This window comes from Hyphomonas polymorpha PS728 (assembly GCF_000685315.1).
GTDB lineage: Bacteria > Pseudomonadota > Alphaproteobacteria > Caulobacterales > Hyphomonadaceae > Hyphomonas > Hyphomonas polymorpha.
This window is the reverse complement of record NZ_ARYM01000014.1, coordinates 51,651-66,028: the sequence shown is the minus strand read 5'-3', so window position 1 is coordinate 66,028 and position 14,378 is coordinate 51,651. Positions and strand designations below refer to the sequence as shown.

17 protein-coding genes and 1 pseudogene are annotated in these 14,378 nt (G+C 63.0%); 6 read left to right on the top strand and 12 right to left on the bottom strand.

What is annotated here, in order from left to right; genetic code table 11:
• Positions 1-88: 88 nt before the first annotated feature.
• Both HPO_RS12755 and HPO_RS12750 read right to left on the bottom strand, forming a co-directional pair.
• Positions 89-406: a hypothetical protein gene (locus HPO_RS12755; protein WP_035599418.1), complete on the bottom strand. Its 318-nt coding sequence runs from the start codon at positions 404-406 to the stop codon at positions 89-91.
• Positions 407-470: 64 nt separating this feature from the next.
• Positions 471-1,160: a fused DSP-PTPase phosphatase/NAD kinase-like protein gene (locus HPO_RS12750; protein WP_241767915.1), complete on the bottom strand. Its 690-nt coding sequence runs from the start codon at positions 1,158-1,160 to the stop codon at positions 471-473.
• Between the two features lie 209 nt (positions 1,161-1,369).
• Here HPO_RS12750 and HPO_RS12745 point away from each other — a divergent pair, with 209 nt between their 5' ends.
• From HPO_RS12745 to HPO_RS12735, 3 genes are read left to right on the top strand one after another with little or no spacing between them, the layout of a single operon-like run.
• Positions 1,370-1,744, top strand: coding sequence for a DUF6249 domain-containing protein (locus HPO_RS12745; protein WP_157532816.1), 375 nt, complete (start codon positions 1,370-1,372; stop codon positions 1,742-1,744).
• 31 nt (positions 1,745-1,775) lie between these two features.
• Positions 1,776-2,312, top strand: coding sequence for an RNA polymerase sigma factor (locus tag HPO_RS12740; RefSeq protein WP_035599412.1), 537 nt, complete (start codon positions 1,776-1,778; stop codon positions 2,310-2,312).
• 13 nt (positions 2,313-2,325) lie between these two features.
• On the top strand, positions 2,326-2,673 hold the full coding sequence (locus tag HPO_RS12735; RefSeq protein ID WP_035599409.1) for a hypothetical protein: 348 nt from the start codon (positions 2,326-2,328) through the stop codon (positions 2,671-2,673).
• Between the two features lie 73 nt (positions 2,674-2,746).
• Here HPO_RS12735 and HPO_RS12730 read toward each other — a convergent pair whose 3' ends face one another.
• The 5 genes and pseudogenes from HPO_RS12730 to HPO_RS20305 all read right to left on the bottom strand — a co-directional run.
• Complete coding sequence (locus HPO_RS12730) at positions 2,747-3,427, bottom strand: hypothetical protein (RefSeq protein WP_157532814.1); 681 nt, start codon at positions 3,425-3,427, stop codon at positions 2,747-2,749.
• Positions 3,428-3,578: 151 nt separating this feature from the next.
• A complete protein-coding gene (locus HPO_RS12725) occupies positions 3,579-4,154 on the bottom strand; it encodes a Maf family protein (protein ID WP_035599404.1) in 576 nt (191 codons plus the stop codon).
• A 6-nt stretch (positions 4,155-4,160) separates the two neighbouring features.
• Entirely contained in the window at positions 4,161-4,379 is a 219-nt protein-coding gene (gene infA, locus HPO_RS12720) for a translation initiation factor IF-1 (protein WP_011646371.1), read from the bottom strand.
• A 111-nt stretch (positions 4,380-4,490) separates the two neighbouring features.
• Entirely contained in the window at positions 4,491-4,916 is a 426-nt protein-coding gene (locus HPO_RS21175; RefSeq protein WP_051612594.1) for an acyltransferase family protein, read from the bottom strand.
• Between the two features lie 86 nt (positions 4,917-5,002).
• Positions 5,003-5,587 (bottom strand): annotated as a pseudogene (locus HPO_RS20305) (acyltransferase family protein); the annotation flags it as partial.
• 186 nt (positions 5,588-5,773) lie between these two features.
• Between HPO_RS20305 and HPO_RS12710 the strand changes: the two are divergent.
• Complete coding sequence (locus HPO_RS12710) at positions 5,774-6,664, top strand: LytTR family DNA-binding domain-containing protein (RefSeq protein WP_035599402.1); 891 nt, start codon at positions 5,774-5,776, stop codon at positions 6,662-6,664.
• A 4-nt stretch (positions 6,665-6,668) separates the two neighbouring features.
• Here HPO_RS12710 and HPO_RS12705 read toward each other — a convergent pair whose 3' ends face one another.
• Complete coding sequence (locus tag HPO_RS12705; protein ID WP_035599401.1) at positions 6,669-7,577, bottom strand: LysR family transcriptional regulator; 909 nt, start codon at positions 7,575-7,577, stop codon at positions 6,669-6,671.
• A 94-nt stretch (positions 7,578-7,671) separates the two neighbouring features.
• Here HPO_RS12705 and HPO_RS12700 point away from each other — a divergent pair, with 94 nt between their 5' ends.
• Positions 7,672-8,664, top strand: a complete 993-nt coding sequence (locus HPO_RS12700) for an NAD-dependent epimerase/dehydratase family protein (RefSeq protein ID WP_035599399.1) — start codon at positions 7,672-7,674, stop codon at positions 8,662-8,664.
• Here HPO_RS12700 and HPO_RS12695 read toward each other — a convergent pair.
• The gene (locus HPO_RS12695; protein WP_035599396.1) at positions 8,631-9,119 is read right to left on the bottom strand and encodes a UPF0262 family protein; all 489 of its coding nucleotides are present in this window, start codon (positions 9,117-9,119) and stop codon (positions 8,631-8,633) included. The two genes, HPO_RS12700 and HPO_RS12695, sit on opposite strands and share 34 nt — an antisense overlap.
• A 3-nt stretch (positions 9,120-9,122) precedes the next feature.
• Complete coding sequence (gene hisD / locus HPO_RS12690; RefSeq protein ID WP_035599389.1) at positions 9,123-10,421, bottom strand: histidinol dehydrogenase; 1,299 nt, start codon at positions 10,419-10,421, stop codon at positions 9,123-9,125.
• Between the two features lie 241 nt (positions 10,422-10,662).
• Between hisD and HPO_RS12685 the strand changes: the two genes are divergently transcribed.
• Positions 10,663-12,888, top strand: coding sequence for a TonB-dependent receptor family protein (locus tag HPO_RS12685; protein ID WP_051612592.1), 2,226 nt, complete (start codon positions 10,663-10,665; stop codon positions 12,886-12,888).
• 76 nt (positions 12,889-12,964) lie between these two features.
• Here the strand turns inward: HPO_RS12685 and phoB are convergent, their stop codons facing one another.
• Together phoB and phoU are read right to left on the bottom strand one after the other, a co-directional pair.
• Complete coding sequence (gene phoB, locus HPO_RS12680; RefSeq protein ID WP_035599387.1) at positions 12,965-13,651, bottom strand: phosphate regulon transcriptional regulator PhoB; 687 nt, start codon at positions 13,649-13,651, stop codon at positions 12,965-12,967.
• A gap of 34 nt (positions 13,652-13,685) precedes the next feature.
• A complete protein-coding gene (gene phoU, locus HPO_RS12675) occupies positions 13,686-14,372 on the bottom strand; it encodes a phosphate signaling complex protein PhoU (RefSeq protein ID WP_035599381.1) in 687 nt (228 codons plus the stop codon).
• Positions 14,373-14,378 lie beyond the last annotated feature (6 nt).

The window sequence follows — 14,378 nt, the reverse complement described above, 5'->3', positions numbered from 1 at the left end:
CTGAACGCGCCGTCGCGTCACCTTAACCAGCGCCTGCCACACTCGGCTGCTCCGTCAGGGGACGCAAGCCGGACACGCAGCAATGGCCTTATTCAGCCGGCTCCCCGGTCAGGGAACAGGCAAACATGTCGCCGAGAACCGAGGAGAAGGACAGCTGCTCCTGCACGGTCAGCTCGCCCACGAAGGTCATCATGTCCTTCTTGTCCCGGCCAACGGCCTGCGCCGTCTTCTTAAAGAGTTCTGGCGACAGATTCTTTTCCATTGCGGTGGTGATGCAGCCGCAGGTCGCTTCGGACTCCCCGTCTGCCACACAGGCGTCCACCAGAACCTTGTGATCGCTTGGCCCGGCAAGGCCGCAGCCGGTAAGCGCCAACGCTGCAATGGCGGCAACGATTCCCGCTTTCATGTCGGAAGACTCCCTCGATCCCTCAGAGCGATGTGCTGGCATGAATCCCGGGCGCTGGAAAGCGCTATTCCCGGTGGAGGATCTCGTCGAGCTTTGGTCCCTTACCCAGTTTCTGAAGGAATTCCGCCTTGACCGCGGCCCGGTCGTAATCCTCCGCCACCCAGTCCAGGAAGGGCTTCCAGTCTTCGCGCGGCCGGCCGGCATTGAAAGCGGCATAGGCCTCGAAGAAGGCGTCCAGCACGCCGGTCTTGCCGTGGCGGATGTGCAGATAGCGCCCGGAAAGCTGTTCCATCGCCTCCTCGTACGGCACCTTCTCGCGCAGCAGCTTGTAGAGCACGGCCATGATACCGGCCCGGTCTGCGCCGGATTTGCAGTGCATCAGGGCCGGATAGCGGATGCGCTCAAACAGGTCGCGCGCCGCGAAGACCTTCTCCACCGTCGGCGGCTCCCGCGAGAACATCTGGAAGTCGATGAGGTCGATGCCCGCCTGCTCGCAGGCCTCCTTTTCCAGGAGGTAAAACCCCTTGGTGGTGGGGCCGCGAAGGTTGAGGATCGTCTTGATGCCCCGCTCCTGCGCGTGGGCGATCACCTGCTTGGGAGAGGGCTGATTGGCCCGCCACATCTCCGGCGAGATCTGGTGAAGGTTTGAAAACCACACCCGCAGGAAGCCATGATCGCCCAGATACAGCTCCCGCCCCGCGCGGGCGCGGCCTTCGCGGGTAGCAAGGTCTGGCGCAATATGAGGCTTGCGCATGCTTTTGGGGGTAATCTTGACCATCTCATCCCGCGCTTAGGGCGCGCCGGCGCCTGGGGCAAGAGATGGGGGCATTCTCCCCAGCCTGAAGTTTTTTTTCACAGGCCCTGCATCTGAAATCCGCAGTGGCAGCATCTTACCGGCAGAAACGCTGGCAAGCACGCCGGCGCAGGAAAACCAAAGCCTCCCCGGAGCATCAGGAAATGGACATGGAAAGCGTTATCGTCCCGACAGTTCTCTTTCTTTCACCCGCGTTGATTGTGTGGATTGTCAGCCACTTCAACGCCCGCAAGCGCAATACCGTTCATGAGACCCTGCGCCTGGCCATTGAGAAGGGCCAGGCCCTCTCGCCTGAGATGATGGACAAGATGTCCCTGCTGACCGATCCGGTGCGCGCAGACCTTCGCCGGGGCGTTCTGTTCCTGGCCTTCGGCGCCGCCTTTGCCGTGCTGGCTGGGCTTATTGGCTCAGAAGAAGCAGATGCCCTCACCCCGATGCTGGGTGTTGCCTGCTTCCCCATCTTCATCGGTATCGCTTACATTGGCCTCTGGGCATTTGGCCGTGACAAGACCCCGGCTGAGTAGTCTCAGGCTGGTGGCGTCCGGAGGACGGGATATGCGATCAGACCCCGATCTCGCCCATGCGGCGGCCAAGGGCAGCGAAGCCGCCTTCGCCGAACTTGTCCGCCGCCATCAGGCAAGGGTGCGCGGTATGGCCCGCCGCCTGACGGGATCGGAGGCGCAAGGGGACGACATTGCCCAGATGACCTTCCTGGCCGCCTGGCAGAAACTCGGCACCTATGCCGGCGGCACGTTCAGCGCCTGGATCTGTACCATCTGCTGGCGGGAATTCCTGCAATGGCGCCGCCGCCAGAAGATCGAGATCGAGTTTGACGAGACCGCGGAGATCATCCCGTTTGACCGGCCATTCGAGCGGTCTGCCAATGAAGCGGAAAACCGCATGGATCTTGCCCGGGCTCTCGACAGCCTGACCGAAGCCCAGAGGGTGTGTGTGGTGCTGTGTGTTGCCGCCGGGCTTTCCCATCGCGAAGCGGCCGAAGCCACCGGTTGGCCGCTTGGCACCGTGAAGTCCCATGTTTTGCGAGGCGTTGCCCAACTGCGGACGTGCCTTGCCAGTGCCGATGTGGCATAATGGAGTGATGACGATGCGTGACGAAGAAAACTATGGCGACCTCGCCCGCCTGTTTGCCGCCGAAGACGCGCAGCTGGAAGCAGCGCCGTTTACTGCCGGTGTTATGAAGGGCATTCGCCGCCAGGCGATGATCCGCCGGCTGACCGTTGGCGCGTTCGGTTTTGTGGGCGCGGTGATTGCCTTGCTGCAACTGCCAGAGCTGCTCTCGGCCTTTGTGGGGGTGGATCATACCGTGACTTCCGCCCTCGCCCTTGCCCGGACGGAGATCAGCCAGGCGGCGGCCAGCAATCCCATGTGGCTGGCGGTTATCCTCGGCGCGGCGCTGTCCATGGCGGCAGTGTCGATGACTGAGCGGACGTGAGCCTTCAGCGACTGCGAACAAAAAAGGCCGGCTCTGACGAGCCGGCCTTTCTTCAATCCAACTTCAACGACTATCAGTAGTCGGTAGCAGCCGGATCTTCGATGGACGTTTCATCTTCCATCATCATGTCGTTTTCCGGGGTCATGTAGGTTTCGGACTCGTAGGTTTCCGTTTCCAGCGAGGTACCGGCTTCCGGCGTCACGAAGCTGTCTTCTTCAGCCGTGTAGTCCATGTCGCCCTGACCTTCCGGAGCGTAGGCCGGATCAACAGCCGAACCGTCAGCCGTCACCCAAACATCGGCTTCTGCGTCCAGCGCCTCAATTTCGGTGCTCACGTCGTTGACCTTGGCCAGCATCACGGAGTTGAGATCGTCGGTCGAATAGTCTTCCGGAAGCTCTGCTTCATCCACCGATGCTTCCAGCGAGACATCAGCGTCGCCAATTTCAGCCGTCACGACCGGCTCACTGTCGAAATCGGCATAGTTTTGATCGTCTTCCTGCGGAACATCCGCCTGCATGGTCGGCTCGGCATCCGGCGTCACGGGCGGGACTTCTTCAGCCATGTCCGGCTCCGGCGGAAGTTCTTCAGGCAGAGCTTCCGTCTGCGGCTCAAATTCCGACATCGGGTCGGACGCTTCCGGCATCGTGGGGTCTGCCGGGATAGAATCCGGAACCTGCGGATCAATGGTGGATTGGGCGAAGGCTGGCGAAGCCATAAGGGCAACGGCGGCGCAGCTGGCGAGAAGTGTTTTCATCACGGGCTCCATCGACAAGAGCGGGATTGCTCATCAGATGAAAAAGAAAGCCCGTGGGCCCGAAATGGTTCCGCCAGACCGGAATTAATCCGCTGTCAGGCTTGTGGCGAAAACGGGGCAGAAAATGCCTTCCGCCGCCAAGGCTGCAGGATCAGGCGCGATAACCAAGCCCTTCGAGCAGGGATTTTGTTTCATAAAGGGGAAGGCCCACGATGGCCGTGTAGCTGCCATTGATGGATGTGACGAAGGCGCCGGCAGCGCCCTGGATGCCATAACCGCCCGCCTTGCCCTTCCAGTCGCCGCCGGCGACATAGGCGGCGATCTCAGCTTGCGTGAGGCGTTTCATCTTTACACGGGCAAGCACGGCGCGGCTGGCGATGCGGCCATCGGGGGCGCGCACGGCAACCCCGGTGATACACTGATGTGCGCGGCCGGAGAGGAGGCGCAGGAAGGCGGCGGCCTCTGCCTCGTCAGCCGCCTTTTCCAAATTGCGCTGGCCGAGGGCCACAACCGTATCGGCGGCGAGCACATAGGCGCCCTCGCCTGGACACGCCGCGGCCTTTTCGCGCGCGAGGCGCAGGGCCAGCTCGCGCGGAGATTCGTCCTTGCGGCGCGTCTCGTCGATGTCAGTGGGGGAGACCCTATCCGGCACAATGCCGATCTGGGCGAGGAGTTCGAGACGCCGCGGGCTCGCGCTGGCGAGAATGAGCGGCGCGCTGCCCGGCATGGCGGCTTACTTGAAGCGGTAGGTGATACGGCCCTTGGTCAGGTCGTAGGGGGTCATTTCCACCATCACCTTGTCACCGGTGAGCACGCGGATGCGGTTCTTGCGCATCTTGCCGGCGGTGTGGGCGATGATCTCATGGTCGTTCTCGAGCTTCACCCGGAACGTGGCGTTCGGCAGCAGTTCGACGACCGTGCCTTCAAATTCAATCAGTTCTTCTTTTGACATTCTCTATCCAGATCTGAGGCGGCGGCGATCGCGCCGCTTTTTCCACGCATCACTAGCCGCGCGCCATACAGCTTTCAGCAGATTCCAGCAAGCGAAGAGGGCATGGGGGCCTCAGGCCGCCCCCGAAGCCCCTTTTCCGCTTGGCAGACCGATCCAGATGCGCAGCGGCGGAATACGGCGGCCAAGGTCATAAAAGAGCCAGCAGCCAAGCGCGGTGGCGCCGATGAGAAGCGGTGCCTCCACCCACACCGGAAGGCCGAGTTCATCCAGATAATGGCCTGACACCACGGTGACCGTCTGATGGATCAGGTAGAAGGGAAAGATCGCCTGCGAGAGCGTGCGCCGGAGCGGCGTGTCCCGCGTCCGGAAGTGATGGTGGAAGAAGCCGATGACGCTGAGGATGGCGGCCCAGGCCTGTGCTTCGCGGATGCCGCGGGAGAGAATGCGCAGGGCTTCGGGCGGCGGGGCATCGCTGGCCGTATAGGTGCGGTAATAGACCTGAAGCCCGGCCCAGGCCGCCACGGTGAGCGCCAGCATGGGCCAGCGCAGGCGCACCGCCGCGTCAAAGAAGGCTGATGCTTGGCAGTGCCGAACCCCAGCAGGAAGACGCCGAAATAGAGCGTGTGGAGATACCAGTCCTGCCGGAAGTCATGGCTTTCGCCGAACAGGGGAAACAGGAAAACCCGGGTAGCGAACAGGAGCGCCCAGGGGGCCAGGAAGATGCCCGGCCCGGCGAGGAGCCAGGTGACCGCCCTTGCCGGAATGCGGCGCAGCAGCGGCAGGAGCGGGATCAGGGCCAGCGTGTAGAGGATGAGATAGGCCACAAACCACATGTGATTATAGGTGGGCGTGACGATGCAGCCTTCTGCGTCGCACCAGTTGCCCGAGGCGGTGATATAACGGCGATAGAAATCGCCGAGCCAGACATCCTGAGGCAACCCATTTTCCTGAACGTGTTCAAGCACTTCGTAGTAAGTCTGCGGCGGCACGATGATAAGTACGGCCAGGATCAGCGGCGGCCAGAGCCGCCCCATCCGCGCCTTCAGGAAGCTGCCGGCGGCCATCTTGTCGGCCATGAAGCGGGTAGCCGCGCCGGAGATGAGGAAGAGGAGTGTCAACCGCCAGGGATTGGCCAACTGCATCAACGGCTCGATCAACGGCCCGGCATGGCTGGATTTCACATGCCAGCCCCAGCTCACATAGAACATGCCGCAATGGTAAAGGATGAGGATGGCGAAGGCCGCGATGCGCAGCCAGTCGAGGTCGTATCGGCGCTGGGTCATGCCGGAACTCCGTGAGGGATCTGAACTGAGCGCCTTCTTGCGCCGCCCCTGTACCGGCGCTACGCAAATGCCTCGAAACGGCGCTCCAGTGGGACGAACGGAGGGGCATCTGTGACAACTGGCAGGCAATCCGGGGCAAGCGGCAGGCCGAGGTTTCGCCTCGGCCCCTGGGCCAGCATCGCGCTGGTGACCATTCCAGTTGTTCTGGTGAACGCCACGTCCGACCTGATCGAGATGCAGCGCTCCGGCCTGACGGTTCACACGGTGGAGCCGTTTATCTGGGAGATCACCAGCGCAGCGGTGCTGGTACTGATGGCGCCGCTGGTGGGGTGGGCGGTGAAGCGCTGGCCGCTGCTGGGGCCGAGGCTGCCGCTGGCGCTGCTGATCCATGCCGGGCTGAGCGTGCCTTTTTCGCTGGCGCATGTGGGCGCCATGGTGCCCGCGCGGGAGGCGGCCTATGCGGTGCGGGGCTGGCCGTACGACTTTTTCAGCGGTGGCCTCTGGGTGACGCTGCTCTATGAGTGGCGCAAAGACCTTATTACTTATGGAATCTTTGTGGGCGTTTACACCGCCTATGCCTGGTGGGCGGCGCGCGAGGCGGCCCCTGCTCCCGATGCCTCTCGCGGGCCGGAGCGTATCGAAGTGAAGGCGGGCGGGCGGACGCTGTTCCTGCTGCCCGGCGAAATCCTGTGGCTGGAAGCGGCGGGAAACTATGTGACGCTGCACACGGCCGGAGGCAGCCATCTGCTGCGCGCGACACTGGCAGACTGGGGAAAACGCCTGTCAGCCCGTGACAGCGCAAGGACAAATCCGGACATTTCCGGACAGATCGAGACAAGCCCGGACGCAAAACCGGACTTTGTGCGCATCCACCGGTCCCGGATCGTCAACCGCCACCACATCCGCGAAACGCGCACAACGAGTTCGGGCGATTTCGAACTGACCCTCTCCAATGGCGCCATGCTGACCGGCAGCCGGAGGTTCCGCAGCGGGTTGGGGTGAGCGTTCAGTCTGGGCATTCCTGATCCCGGATATACTGGCTCATCGCCTCAACGAGATGATCAAAGGTGGCCTTCATGCGGGCGACGCCTTTGAGTTCCTCATGCATGGTAACCCAGGTTTCAAGGGCAAACGAAAACTCATCAGGAACCAGACGCACCATGTTACCGGCGCGCCGGGCGAGCCCCACCTGGCAGACGCCGATGCCTGCGCCCGCCAGCGCCAGCTTGAGTTGGACCAGATCACTGTCAGAGCGCCAGGCAAAATCCGCACGGTCCAGCGTCAGCCCCATGGCGCGCAGGGCCTGTACACTGACCGTTTCATGATCAAAGCCGATCAAGGCATGGCCGGCCATATCTTCCAGGCTATTCAGGGTTCCGTGACGGGCCAGATAATCCCGGTGGGCGAAGAGGCCGAGTTCCACATCGCCCACCTTTCGCGCCAGCAGCGCGGCCTGCTGGGGCCGTACCATACGGATGGCGATGTCTGCGTCGCGGCGGAGCAGGTCGCTCGACTGGTTGGTGGCAATGATTTCAAAGCTGAGGCCGGGATGGGCTTCGCGCAGCGGCGCCAGCATTCCTGGCAGCAATTCCATGCCGACCACCTCGCTGGCCGAAATACGCACCGCGCCGGTCATCTCACTCAAGGGACCGGAGGCGGCCCGGACCATGGCGGCGGCAGAGGCCGCAATCGTGCGCGCATAGGGCTCAATCATCCGCGCTTTGTCTGTCGGTATGAGACCCCGCGGAGAACGGGTAAACAGCGGGCCTCCCAGCGAGACCTCAAGCTGATCGATGTGCCGGGAGAGCGTCGGCTGAGTGAGAGACAGGCGGCGAGCGGCACGCGAAAGGCTGCCCTCCTCCAGAACGGCGAGGAAAGAGCGGATATGATCCCAGGGTGCCGCAGACGAGTTCATATATATGCGTATATCTGATCCATTTATTATCGCAATTTCGTTTATCTCTACCCTACGCCACCTTTGCCTCACCCAAGAGCAAGGAGATGGGACCATGAAGGACGAAAAGCGGGCGCTGGTACTCGGGGTGACCGGCGGGGCTGGATACGAGATCGCGCGGGCGCTGATCCAGCGCGGCTGGCAGGTGCGGGCCGTGGCGCGCAGGCCCGTTCCGGCCCGCCTGCCGCAAGCCGAATGGGTGGTGGGCGATGCGCTGAATGCGGCAGATGTTGCCGCCGCCGCAATCGGCGCCGATGTGATCGTGCATGGCGTGAACCCGCCGGGTTACAAGGATTGGGCAAAGCTGGTGCTGCCCATGCTGGAAAACACGGTGGCGGCGGCAAGGATTTCCGGCGCCCGGATTTTTCTTCCGGGTACGATCTATAATTATGGCCGGGATGCCCTCCCCCTGCTGACGGAAGACGCGCCTCAGCGGCCGCATACCCGCAAGGGGCGTATCCGTGTGCAGATGGAACAGCGGCTGGAGGCGGCCACACAGGAAGGCGTGCGGACGCTGATCCTGCGCTCGGGAGATTTCTTCGGCCCTTCCGCCGGAAATTCGTGGTTTTCGCAAGGCATGGTGACGCCGGGCAAGCCGGTGACGAAGATCACCTATCCGGGCAAGCGGGACGCAGGCCATGCTTGGGCTTATCTGCCCGACTATGGCCAGGCCGCCGCTGCCCTGCTGGACCGTGAGGCGGAGCTTACCGCTTTCGAACGGTTTCATTTCCGCGGTCATTATTTTGCGCGCGGCGTGGAAATTGCCGAAGCCATCCGCGCGGCCAATGGCGGACAGGGGAAGATCACCGGCATGCCCTGGCCCGCCCTGATCCTGCTATCGCCTTTTGTGCGCCTCTTCCGGGAACTCGCCGAGATGCGCTATCTGTGGGAGGAGACGGCGGAACTGGACAATGCCAAGCTCATCTCATTTCTGGGCCATGAACCGCATACGGACATCAAAGACGCCCTCAGCTGGACACTGGCCGCGATGGGTTGCTTTCCGGAGGCGGCCGATCACGCCCCCGGCGCGCGGCCCTGGCCGGCGTGAAGGGCGCAGATGAGGGTGAAGAGGCGGCGGGCTGTCTGGAAGTCGATGTCGATCTTGCCTTCCAGACGCTCTTTCAGAAGCTCCGAGCCTTCATTGTGGATGCCGCGCCGGGCCATGTCGATGGCTTCGATCTGGTGGGGCGTGCTCGTGCGGATGGCTTCGTAATAGCTGTCGCAGATGGTGAAATAGTCCCGGATCACGCCGCGAAACGGTGAGAGGGAGAGAATGAAGGTGTGCACTTCCTCGCCGGGCTCGGTCTTGATGGCGAAGACGAGGCGGCGCTCATGCTGGCTGAGCGCGAGGACGTAGGGCCCGCGATCCTCGCCGATGACGCCGAAGGTGTTTTCCTCGATCAGGTCAAAAATAGCGACGCGGCGCTCATGCTCCGCGTCCGGGCCGGAGGCGCCGAGCGTGTCTTCGTCAATATGGACGGCGACGAGCCGGTTGGCGCCCATGGATCAGCCGCCCTGATTTGTTCGTATGGAAACGGAGCGGCCATGCGCCGGGAGGCGCTCGGCTTCGGCGAGGCGCAGGGCGGCAGGCGCCAGCGCGGCGAGGCCTTGTGGTCCTGCGCGCTGGATGCTCATCCGCTTCACAAAGTCATACAGTCCGAGGCCGGAGGAAAAGCGCGCGGCGCGGCTGGTCGGCAGGACGTGGTTGGAGCCGGTGACATAATCGCCGAGCGCCTCGGGCGTGTGGTGGCCAAGGAAGACCGCGCCGGCATGGCGGATCAGGGGCAGCATCGCGTCAGGATCTTCGATGCAGAGCTCGACATGCTCGGCGGCGATGATGTTGGCAGCAAAGGCGGCGGTGGCGGCGTCCGGCGCAGTGATGACGGCGCCGTGGGCGAGCCAGGCCTCGCGGGCCCGCTCACCCGTGGGCAGGGAATTCAACTGGTTATCCACAGCCTTCTCAACAGCCGCGCCGAGGGCGGCGTCCAGCGTGATGAGGATCGACTGGCTGGAGGGATCATGCTCGGCCTGGCTGAGCAGGTCTGCGGCCACCCAGTCCGGATTTGCTGTGGCGTCAGCGATCACGAGGATTTCGGAAGGGCCGGCGATGGTGTCGATACCGACCTTGCCGAACACCTGGCGCTTGGCCTCGGCGACGAAGGCGTTGCCGGGTCCGACGATCTTGTCCACAGGCGCGATGGGACCGGCGCCATAGGCGAGCGCGGCGACGGCCTGCGCCCCGCCGATGGGGTAAAACTCGGTGGCGCCCGCCTTCAGCGCGGCATAGGCCACGGCCGGGGCGAGCTCGCCATCGGGCGCCGGGGCGACCATGACGATGCGCTCAACCCCCGCTATGCGCGCGGGCACAATATTCATCAGCACGGATGAGGGGTAGCTCGCCCGGCCGCCGGGAACGTAGACGCCGACCGAGTCCAGCGCGGTCCAGCGCCAGCCGAGTTCGACCCCAGCGCTATCAGTGAAGCGATGGTCTGCCGGGCGCTGGGCAGTGTGGTAGGCGGCGATACGGTCATGCGCGAAATCGATGGCCTCGCGCAGGTCTGCGGGGCACTCGGCGGCGATGAGGTCGAGGTTTACATTGTCCGACTGCAGGGTCGAGGGATCGAGCTGCAGACGGTCAAACTTCGCGGTGTAGTCAGCCACAGCTGCCCCGCCCCGCTGGCGTACATCCTTGATGATAGCAGCAACGATGCCGGCAACGTCTTCGCCCTGGCCACGGTCTTCGTCGAGGAAATGGCGCAGGGCCTCCTCGAAACCGGGCTCAGATGCGTTCAGATGACGGGCCATATCGGGGGTTCCACGGCATTTTTTACAGCCCCGCTACATGGACCGTGCGGTTCCCGCTGGCAAGACGGCGAAAGGCGCCTGAGTGCAGCAGGAAGGCGTGCGCGGCGGCGGCGCTACCAAAGCGATGCGCGGCCGCATCAGTCCAGCGGCAAATTGTGACAGCGCGACACAAATGCGATTGATTTGCACAATCATTCTCGTTTAGGAGCAGCCGTTATTCTGGCCAGAAGGAGCCCCGCCTGTGCAATTTGCCGACGAGAACCGACCGACCACCCGCCTAGTCCGCCGCGCTGGCCTGCTGACCAGCGCCGCCCTGTTTGCCCTTGCCCTGCCCGCCACCGCTGAAGCGGTGGAGGAGAGCGAGGCCGAGCGCGCGGTGAAGGTGCTCGATACGGTCACCGTGATCGGCAATATCGAAGATCCGCAATCGACTTATGGCTCCGCCTACACGCTGACCGAGCGGGAGCTGGAGAAGTTCGAATCAAGCAACATCAACTCGGTGCTGCGCGCCGTTCCGGGCGTTTATGTGCGCGATGAGGACGGGCTCGGCGCTTTCCCGCGGATCGGCATCCGCGCCTCCTCTTCCGGCCGCAGCGACCGGATCCTGGTGCTGGAAGACGGCGTGCCCGCCGCGATGGCACCTTACGCCAACACGTCGGCCTATTTCTTCCCCAACATCTCGCGGATGCGCAGCGTGGAAGTGCTGAAAGGCCCTGAGACCCTGCTCTACGGGCCCCAGACGGTGACCGGTGTGGTGAACCTTCTGGCAACGGCGATCCCCGAGGAGCGCGCCGGATTTGTGCGCGCCGAGTTTGGCGAGAACAATACCGGCCGCGTCCATGCCTGGTATGGCGATCAGGTGGGCCAGGTCGGCTTCCTGGTGGAGACCTTCCAGAGCACGACCGACGGCTTCCAGAAGATCGACCGCTCTGCCCGCTCAGCCGGAAACGAGATCGAGGAATACATTCTGCGCCTGCAATGGGAAGGGACGCGCCAGCGGCTGGAGTTCAAGGGCCAGTACAATGACGAAACCCATGACGTGTCGTATCTGGGCCTGACGGACGCCGACTTCAAAGCCAATCCGGACCGCCGCTATGGCCTCTCCGAACTGGAGCAGATGAACCGGGGCCGCACGGGGTTCAGCCTGCATCACGAGTTTGACCTCACCGACGCATGGGCGCTGAAATCCACCGCCTACTGGACCGACACGGAGCGTCACTACCGGCGTCTCAACCAGATCAACGGCGTGAACATCGGCAGCGTGGCCGACACGATCAACACTGGCGGGACGAACGCCGCGCTGCTGCAGGGGATCCTCGATGGCACCGCCAACACAACCCATCCCAATGGCGTGCGCTACGGCAATAACTTCCAGGAGTTCACCTCGCAGGGCATCCAGACCCAGCTTGAGGGCGAGTTCCAGACCGGTGCTTTAAGCCACAACCTGACATTCGGCGTGCGCCGCCACGAAGACGAAACCCGTAATGTGGCCAGTGCCAACAATGAGTTCTACCAGCAGGTCAACGGCGCGCTGGTGTTCCAGGGCCTTGGCACGCCGAACATCAACAAGGGCGAGGCAGAGGCCTGGTCTGTCTGGCTGGGCGACCGCATCTCGTATGGCAATTGGAGCTTCCTGCCGGTCATCCGCTATGAAGACATCAAAACGGTTGGCAACGTGCTGAACCCGGCGCCGCGCAACAGCCTGACCAACACCTCCGTTGGCCTCGGCGTGAACTATGCCGTCAACGCAAACTGGACCCTTCTGGCAGGCGCCTATGAAGGCTTTGCTCCACCCGGATCGAGCGCGGCCGAAGGCACCAAAGGCGAAGAGAGCGTCAACTACGAAGCCGGTGTGCGCTACCGCAATGGCACCGTTGGCGTCGATGCGATCGCCTTCCTCAGCGACTATGACAACGCGCTGCGCCTCTGCCTTGTGGCCAACCCCTGCCCCGGCGGGATCGTGGATGGCTCGACGCTGCAGAGCGGCGCGAAGGAAGTTTACGGCCTGGAACTGGGCGCGTTTGCCACGCTCTTCCAGAACGAAAGCTTCTCCATTCCGGCGCGCCTCTCCTACACCTACACCGACGGCGAATACACACGGGCCGCCGACACGGCAGGCGGCGTTCTGGCGGGCGACACGCTGGACTATACCCCGCCGCACACCGGCGTTCTGCAGGTCGGTATCGAACATCAGGGCGGCTGGGATGTCTATGCGGCGCTGAACTATACCGACGAGACCTGCACCACGACGACCTGCGACCGGATTGGCATCGACGACACCTATCTGCGGACGGAAAGTCTGCTCACGGTGGACCTGTCGGCCTCCTATGATATCAGCGATGTGGTGGAAGTTTACACCAAGGTGGACAATGTGTTCGACGAGCGCGCCATCATGCATCGCGGCGCAGACGGCGCCCGTGGCAACCCGGGCCGCTATGTGGGCGTTGGCATCCGCCTGAACTTCTGAGAGTTCGGATACACGGCAGGAATCAAAAGCGGGGCGGAAACGCCCCGCTTCTTTTTGTGTCCGGTCTTACAGAAAATCAGTCCGCGCGAAGAGCGTAGCCGGCAGAGCGGACGGTCCGGATCGGATCGTCTCCCCCGGCCTGACGGAGGGCCTTGCGCAGACGGCCGACATGTACATCCACCGTGCGCGCCTCGACATAAACGTCCGAGCCCCAGACGGTATCGAGAAGCTGTTCGCGCGAGAAGACGCGGCCAGGATGCTGCATGAAATAATCAAGCAGACGGAATTCCGTCGGACCGAGGTGGATATCCTCGCCATTGCGGGAGACGCGATGGGCCACCCGGTCGATCTCGATATCACCGACGGTGATCCGGTCTTCCTTGAGGCCGGGCCGGATGCGGCGGAGCACGGCGCGGACGCGGGCCATCAGCTCTGTCGTCGAGAAGGGCTTGGTGACGTAATCGTCCGCCCCCGTATCAAGCCCGCGGATGCGGTCGCTCTCCTCGCCGCGCGCGGTGAGCATGATGATCGGAAGGTTCGGATTGACGCCGGTGGCGCGGACGCGGCGGCAGATTTCGATGCCGCTCACCTTAGGCAGCATCCAGTCCAGCAGCAGCAGGTCGGGCGCCCGCTCGTCGATCATCATCAGCGCTTCTTCACCATCGGCGGCGATGGCGACTTCATAATCCTCTCGCTTGAGGTTGTAGAGCAGCAGCTCGGAGACGGCGCTTTCGTCTTCTGCGACAAGCACGTAGGGTTTCATCTTTGGGCTCCGTAATCTGTTTGAGCGAAATTCGTCAAACCTGGTCCAGCTTCGGCCGGTCCATGGCTGACAGGTATTCCCCCACGGCCTGGTAGTAGACGAATTCGGCCACGTTGGTGCAGTGGTCGCCGATCCGTTCCAGGTTCTTCGCTATAAAGAGCATATGTGCCCCGGCACTGATGCGGCGGGGATCTTCGATGAGATAGGTGACCATTTCACGGAACACCGCATTGTAGTGCTGGTCGATGTCGTCATCGCTGGACCAGACATTCTTGGCCAGGACGGCATTGCCGGAGGCATACGCGTCGAGCACTTCGTTGAGCTGACGGGCCACCGGGCGCGACATGCGCAGGATGGCGTTGCGCATCTCCATGCTGACATGATCGTCAAGGCGCAGGGCGCGCTTGGCGATATTCTTCGACAGGTCGCCGATCCGCTCCAGTTCGTTGGAAATCTTCAGTGCCGAGAGGATCATCCGCAGGTCATGTCCCATCGGCTGGCGGCGCGCGATGAGGCTGACGATCTGTTTTTCCACCTCAGCTTCGATGGCATCGACCTGCGGGTCGCGGGCGATCACCTCCTTGGCGAGCACGGGATCATTGGCGCTGAGCGCCCGGCAGGAGTCAGTGATCATCGTTTCCACGATGCCGCCCATGCGCATGATGTCCGAGGAGAGCTTGTCCAGCTCATCAGAATAGGCAGAGACGATATGATCCGACATATGTTC

Bases quoted from the DNA above. Each gene is read 5' to 3' on its own strand.
- HPO_RS12725 (WP_035599404.1), bottom strand. From the start codon at position 4,154: ATGCCGGGCAGCGCGCCGCTCATTCTCGCCAGCGCGAGCCCGCGGCGT.
- infA (WP_011646371.1), bottom strand. From the start codon at position 4,379: ATGTCAAAAGAAGAACTGATTGAATTTGAAGGCACGGTCGTCGAACTG.
- HPO_RS12700 (WP_035599399.1), top strand. From the start codon at position 7,672: ATGAAGGACGAAAAGCGGGCGCTGGTACTCGGGGTGACCGGCGGGGCT.
- hisD (WP_035599389.1), bottom strand. From the start codon at position 10,421: ATGGCCCGTCATCTGAACGCATCTGAGCCCGGTTTCGAGGAGGCCCTG.
- phoB (WP_035599387.1), bottom strand. From the start codon at position 13,651: ATGAAACCCTACGTGCTTGTCGCAGAAGACGAAAGCGCCGTCTCCGAG.
- HPO_RS12730 (WP_157532814.1), bottom strand. From the start codon at position 3,427: ATGAAAACACTTCTCGCCAGCTGCGCCGCCGTTGCCCTTATGGCTTCG.
- HPO_RS12745 (WP_157532816.1), top strand. From the start codon at position 1,370: ATGGAAAGCGTTATCGTCCCGACAGTTCTCTTTCTTTCACCCGCGTTG.
- HPO_RS12695 (WP_035599396.1), bottom strand. From the start codon at position 9,119: ATGGGCGCCAACCGGCTCGTCGCCGTCCATATTGACGAAGACACGCTC.
- HPO_RS21175 (WP_051612594.1), bottom strand. From the start codon at position 4,916: ATGCTGGCGCTCACCGTGGCGGCCTGGGCCGGGCTTCAGGTCTATTAC.
- HPO_RS12755 (WP_035599418.1), bottom strand. From the start codon at position 406: ATGAAAGCGGGAATCGTTGCCGCCATTGCAGCGTTGGCGCTTACCGGC.
- HPO_RS12740 (WP_035599412.1), top strand. From the start codon at position 1,776: ATGCGATCAGACCCCGATCTCGCCCATGCGGCGGCCAAGGGCAGCGAA.
- HPO_RS12750 (WP_241767915.1), bottom strand. From the start codon at position 1,160: ATGCGCAAGCCTCATATTGCGCCAGACCTTGCTACCCGCGAAGGCCGC.
- HPO_RS12735 (WP_035599409.1), top strand. From the start codon at position 2,326: ATGCGTGACGAAGAAAACTATGGCGACCTCGCCCGCCTGTTTGCCGCC.
- HPO_RS12705 (WP_035599401.1), bottom strand. From the start codon at position 7,577: ATGAACTCGTCTGCGGCACCCTGGGATCATATCCGCTCTTTCCTCGCC.
- phoU (WP_035599381.1), bottom strand. From the start codon at position 14,372: ATGTCGGATCATATCGTCTCTGCCTATTCTGATGAGCTGGACAAGCTC.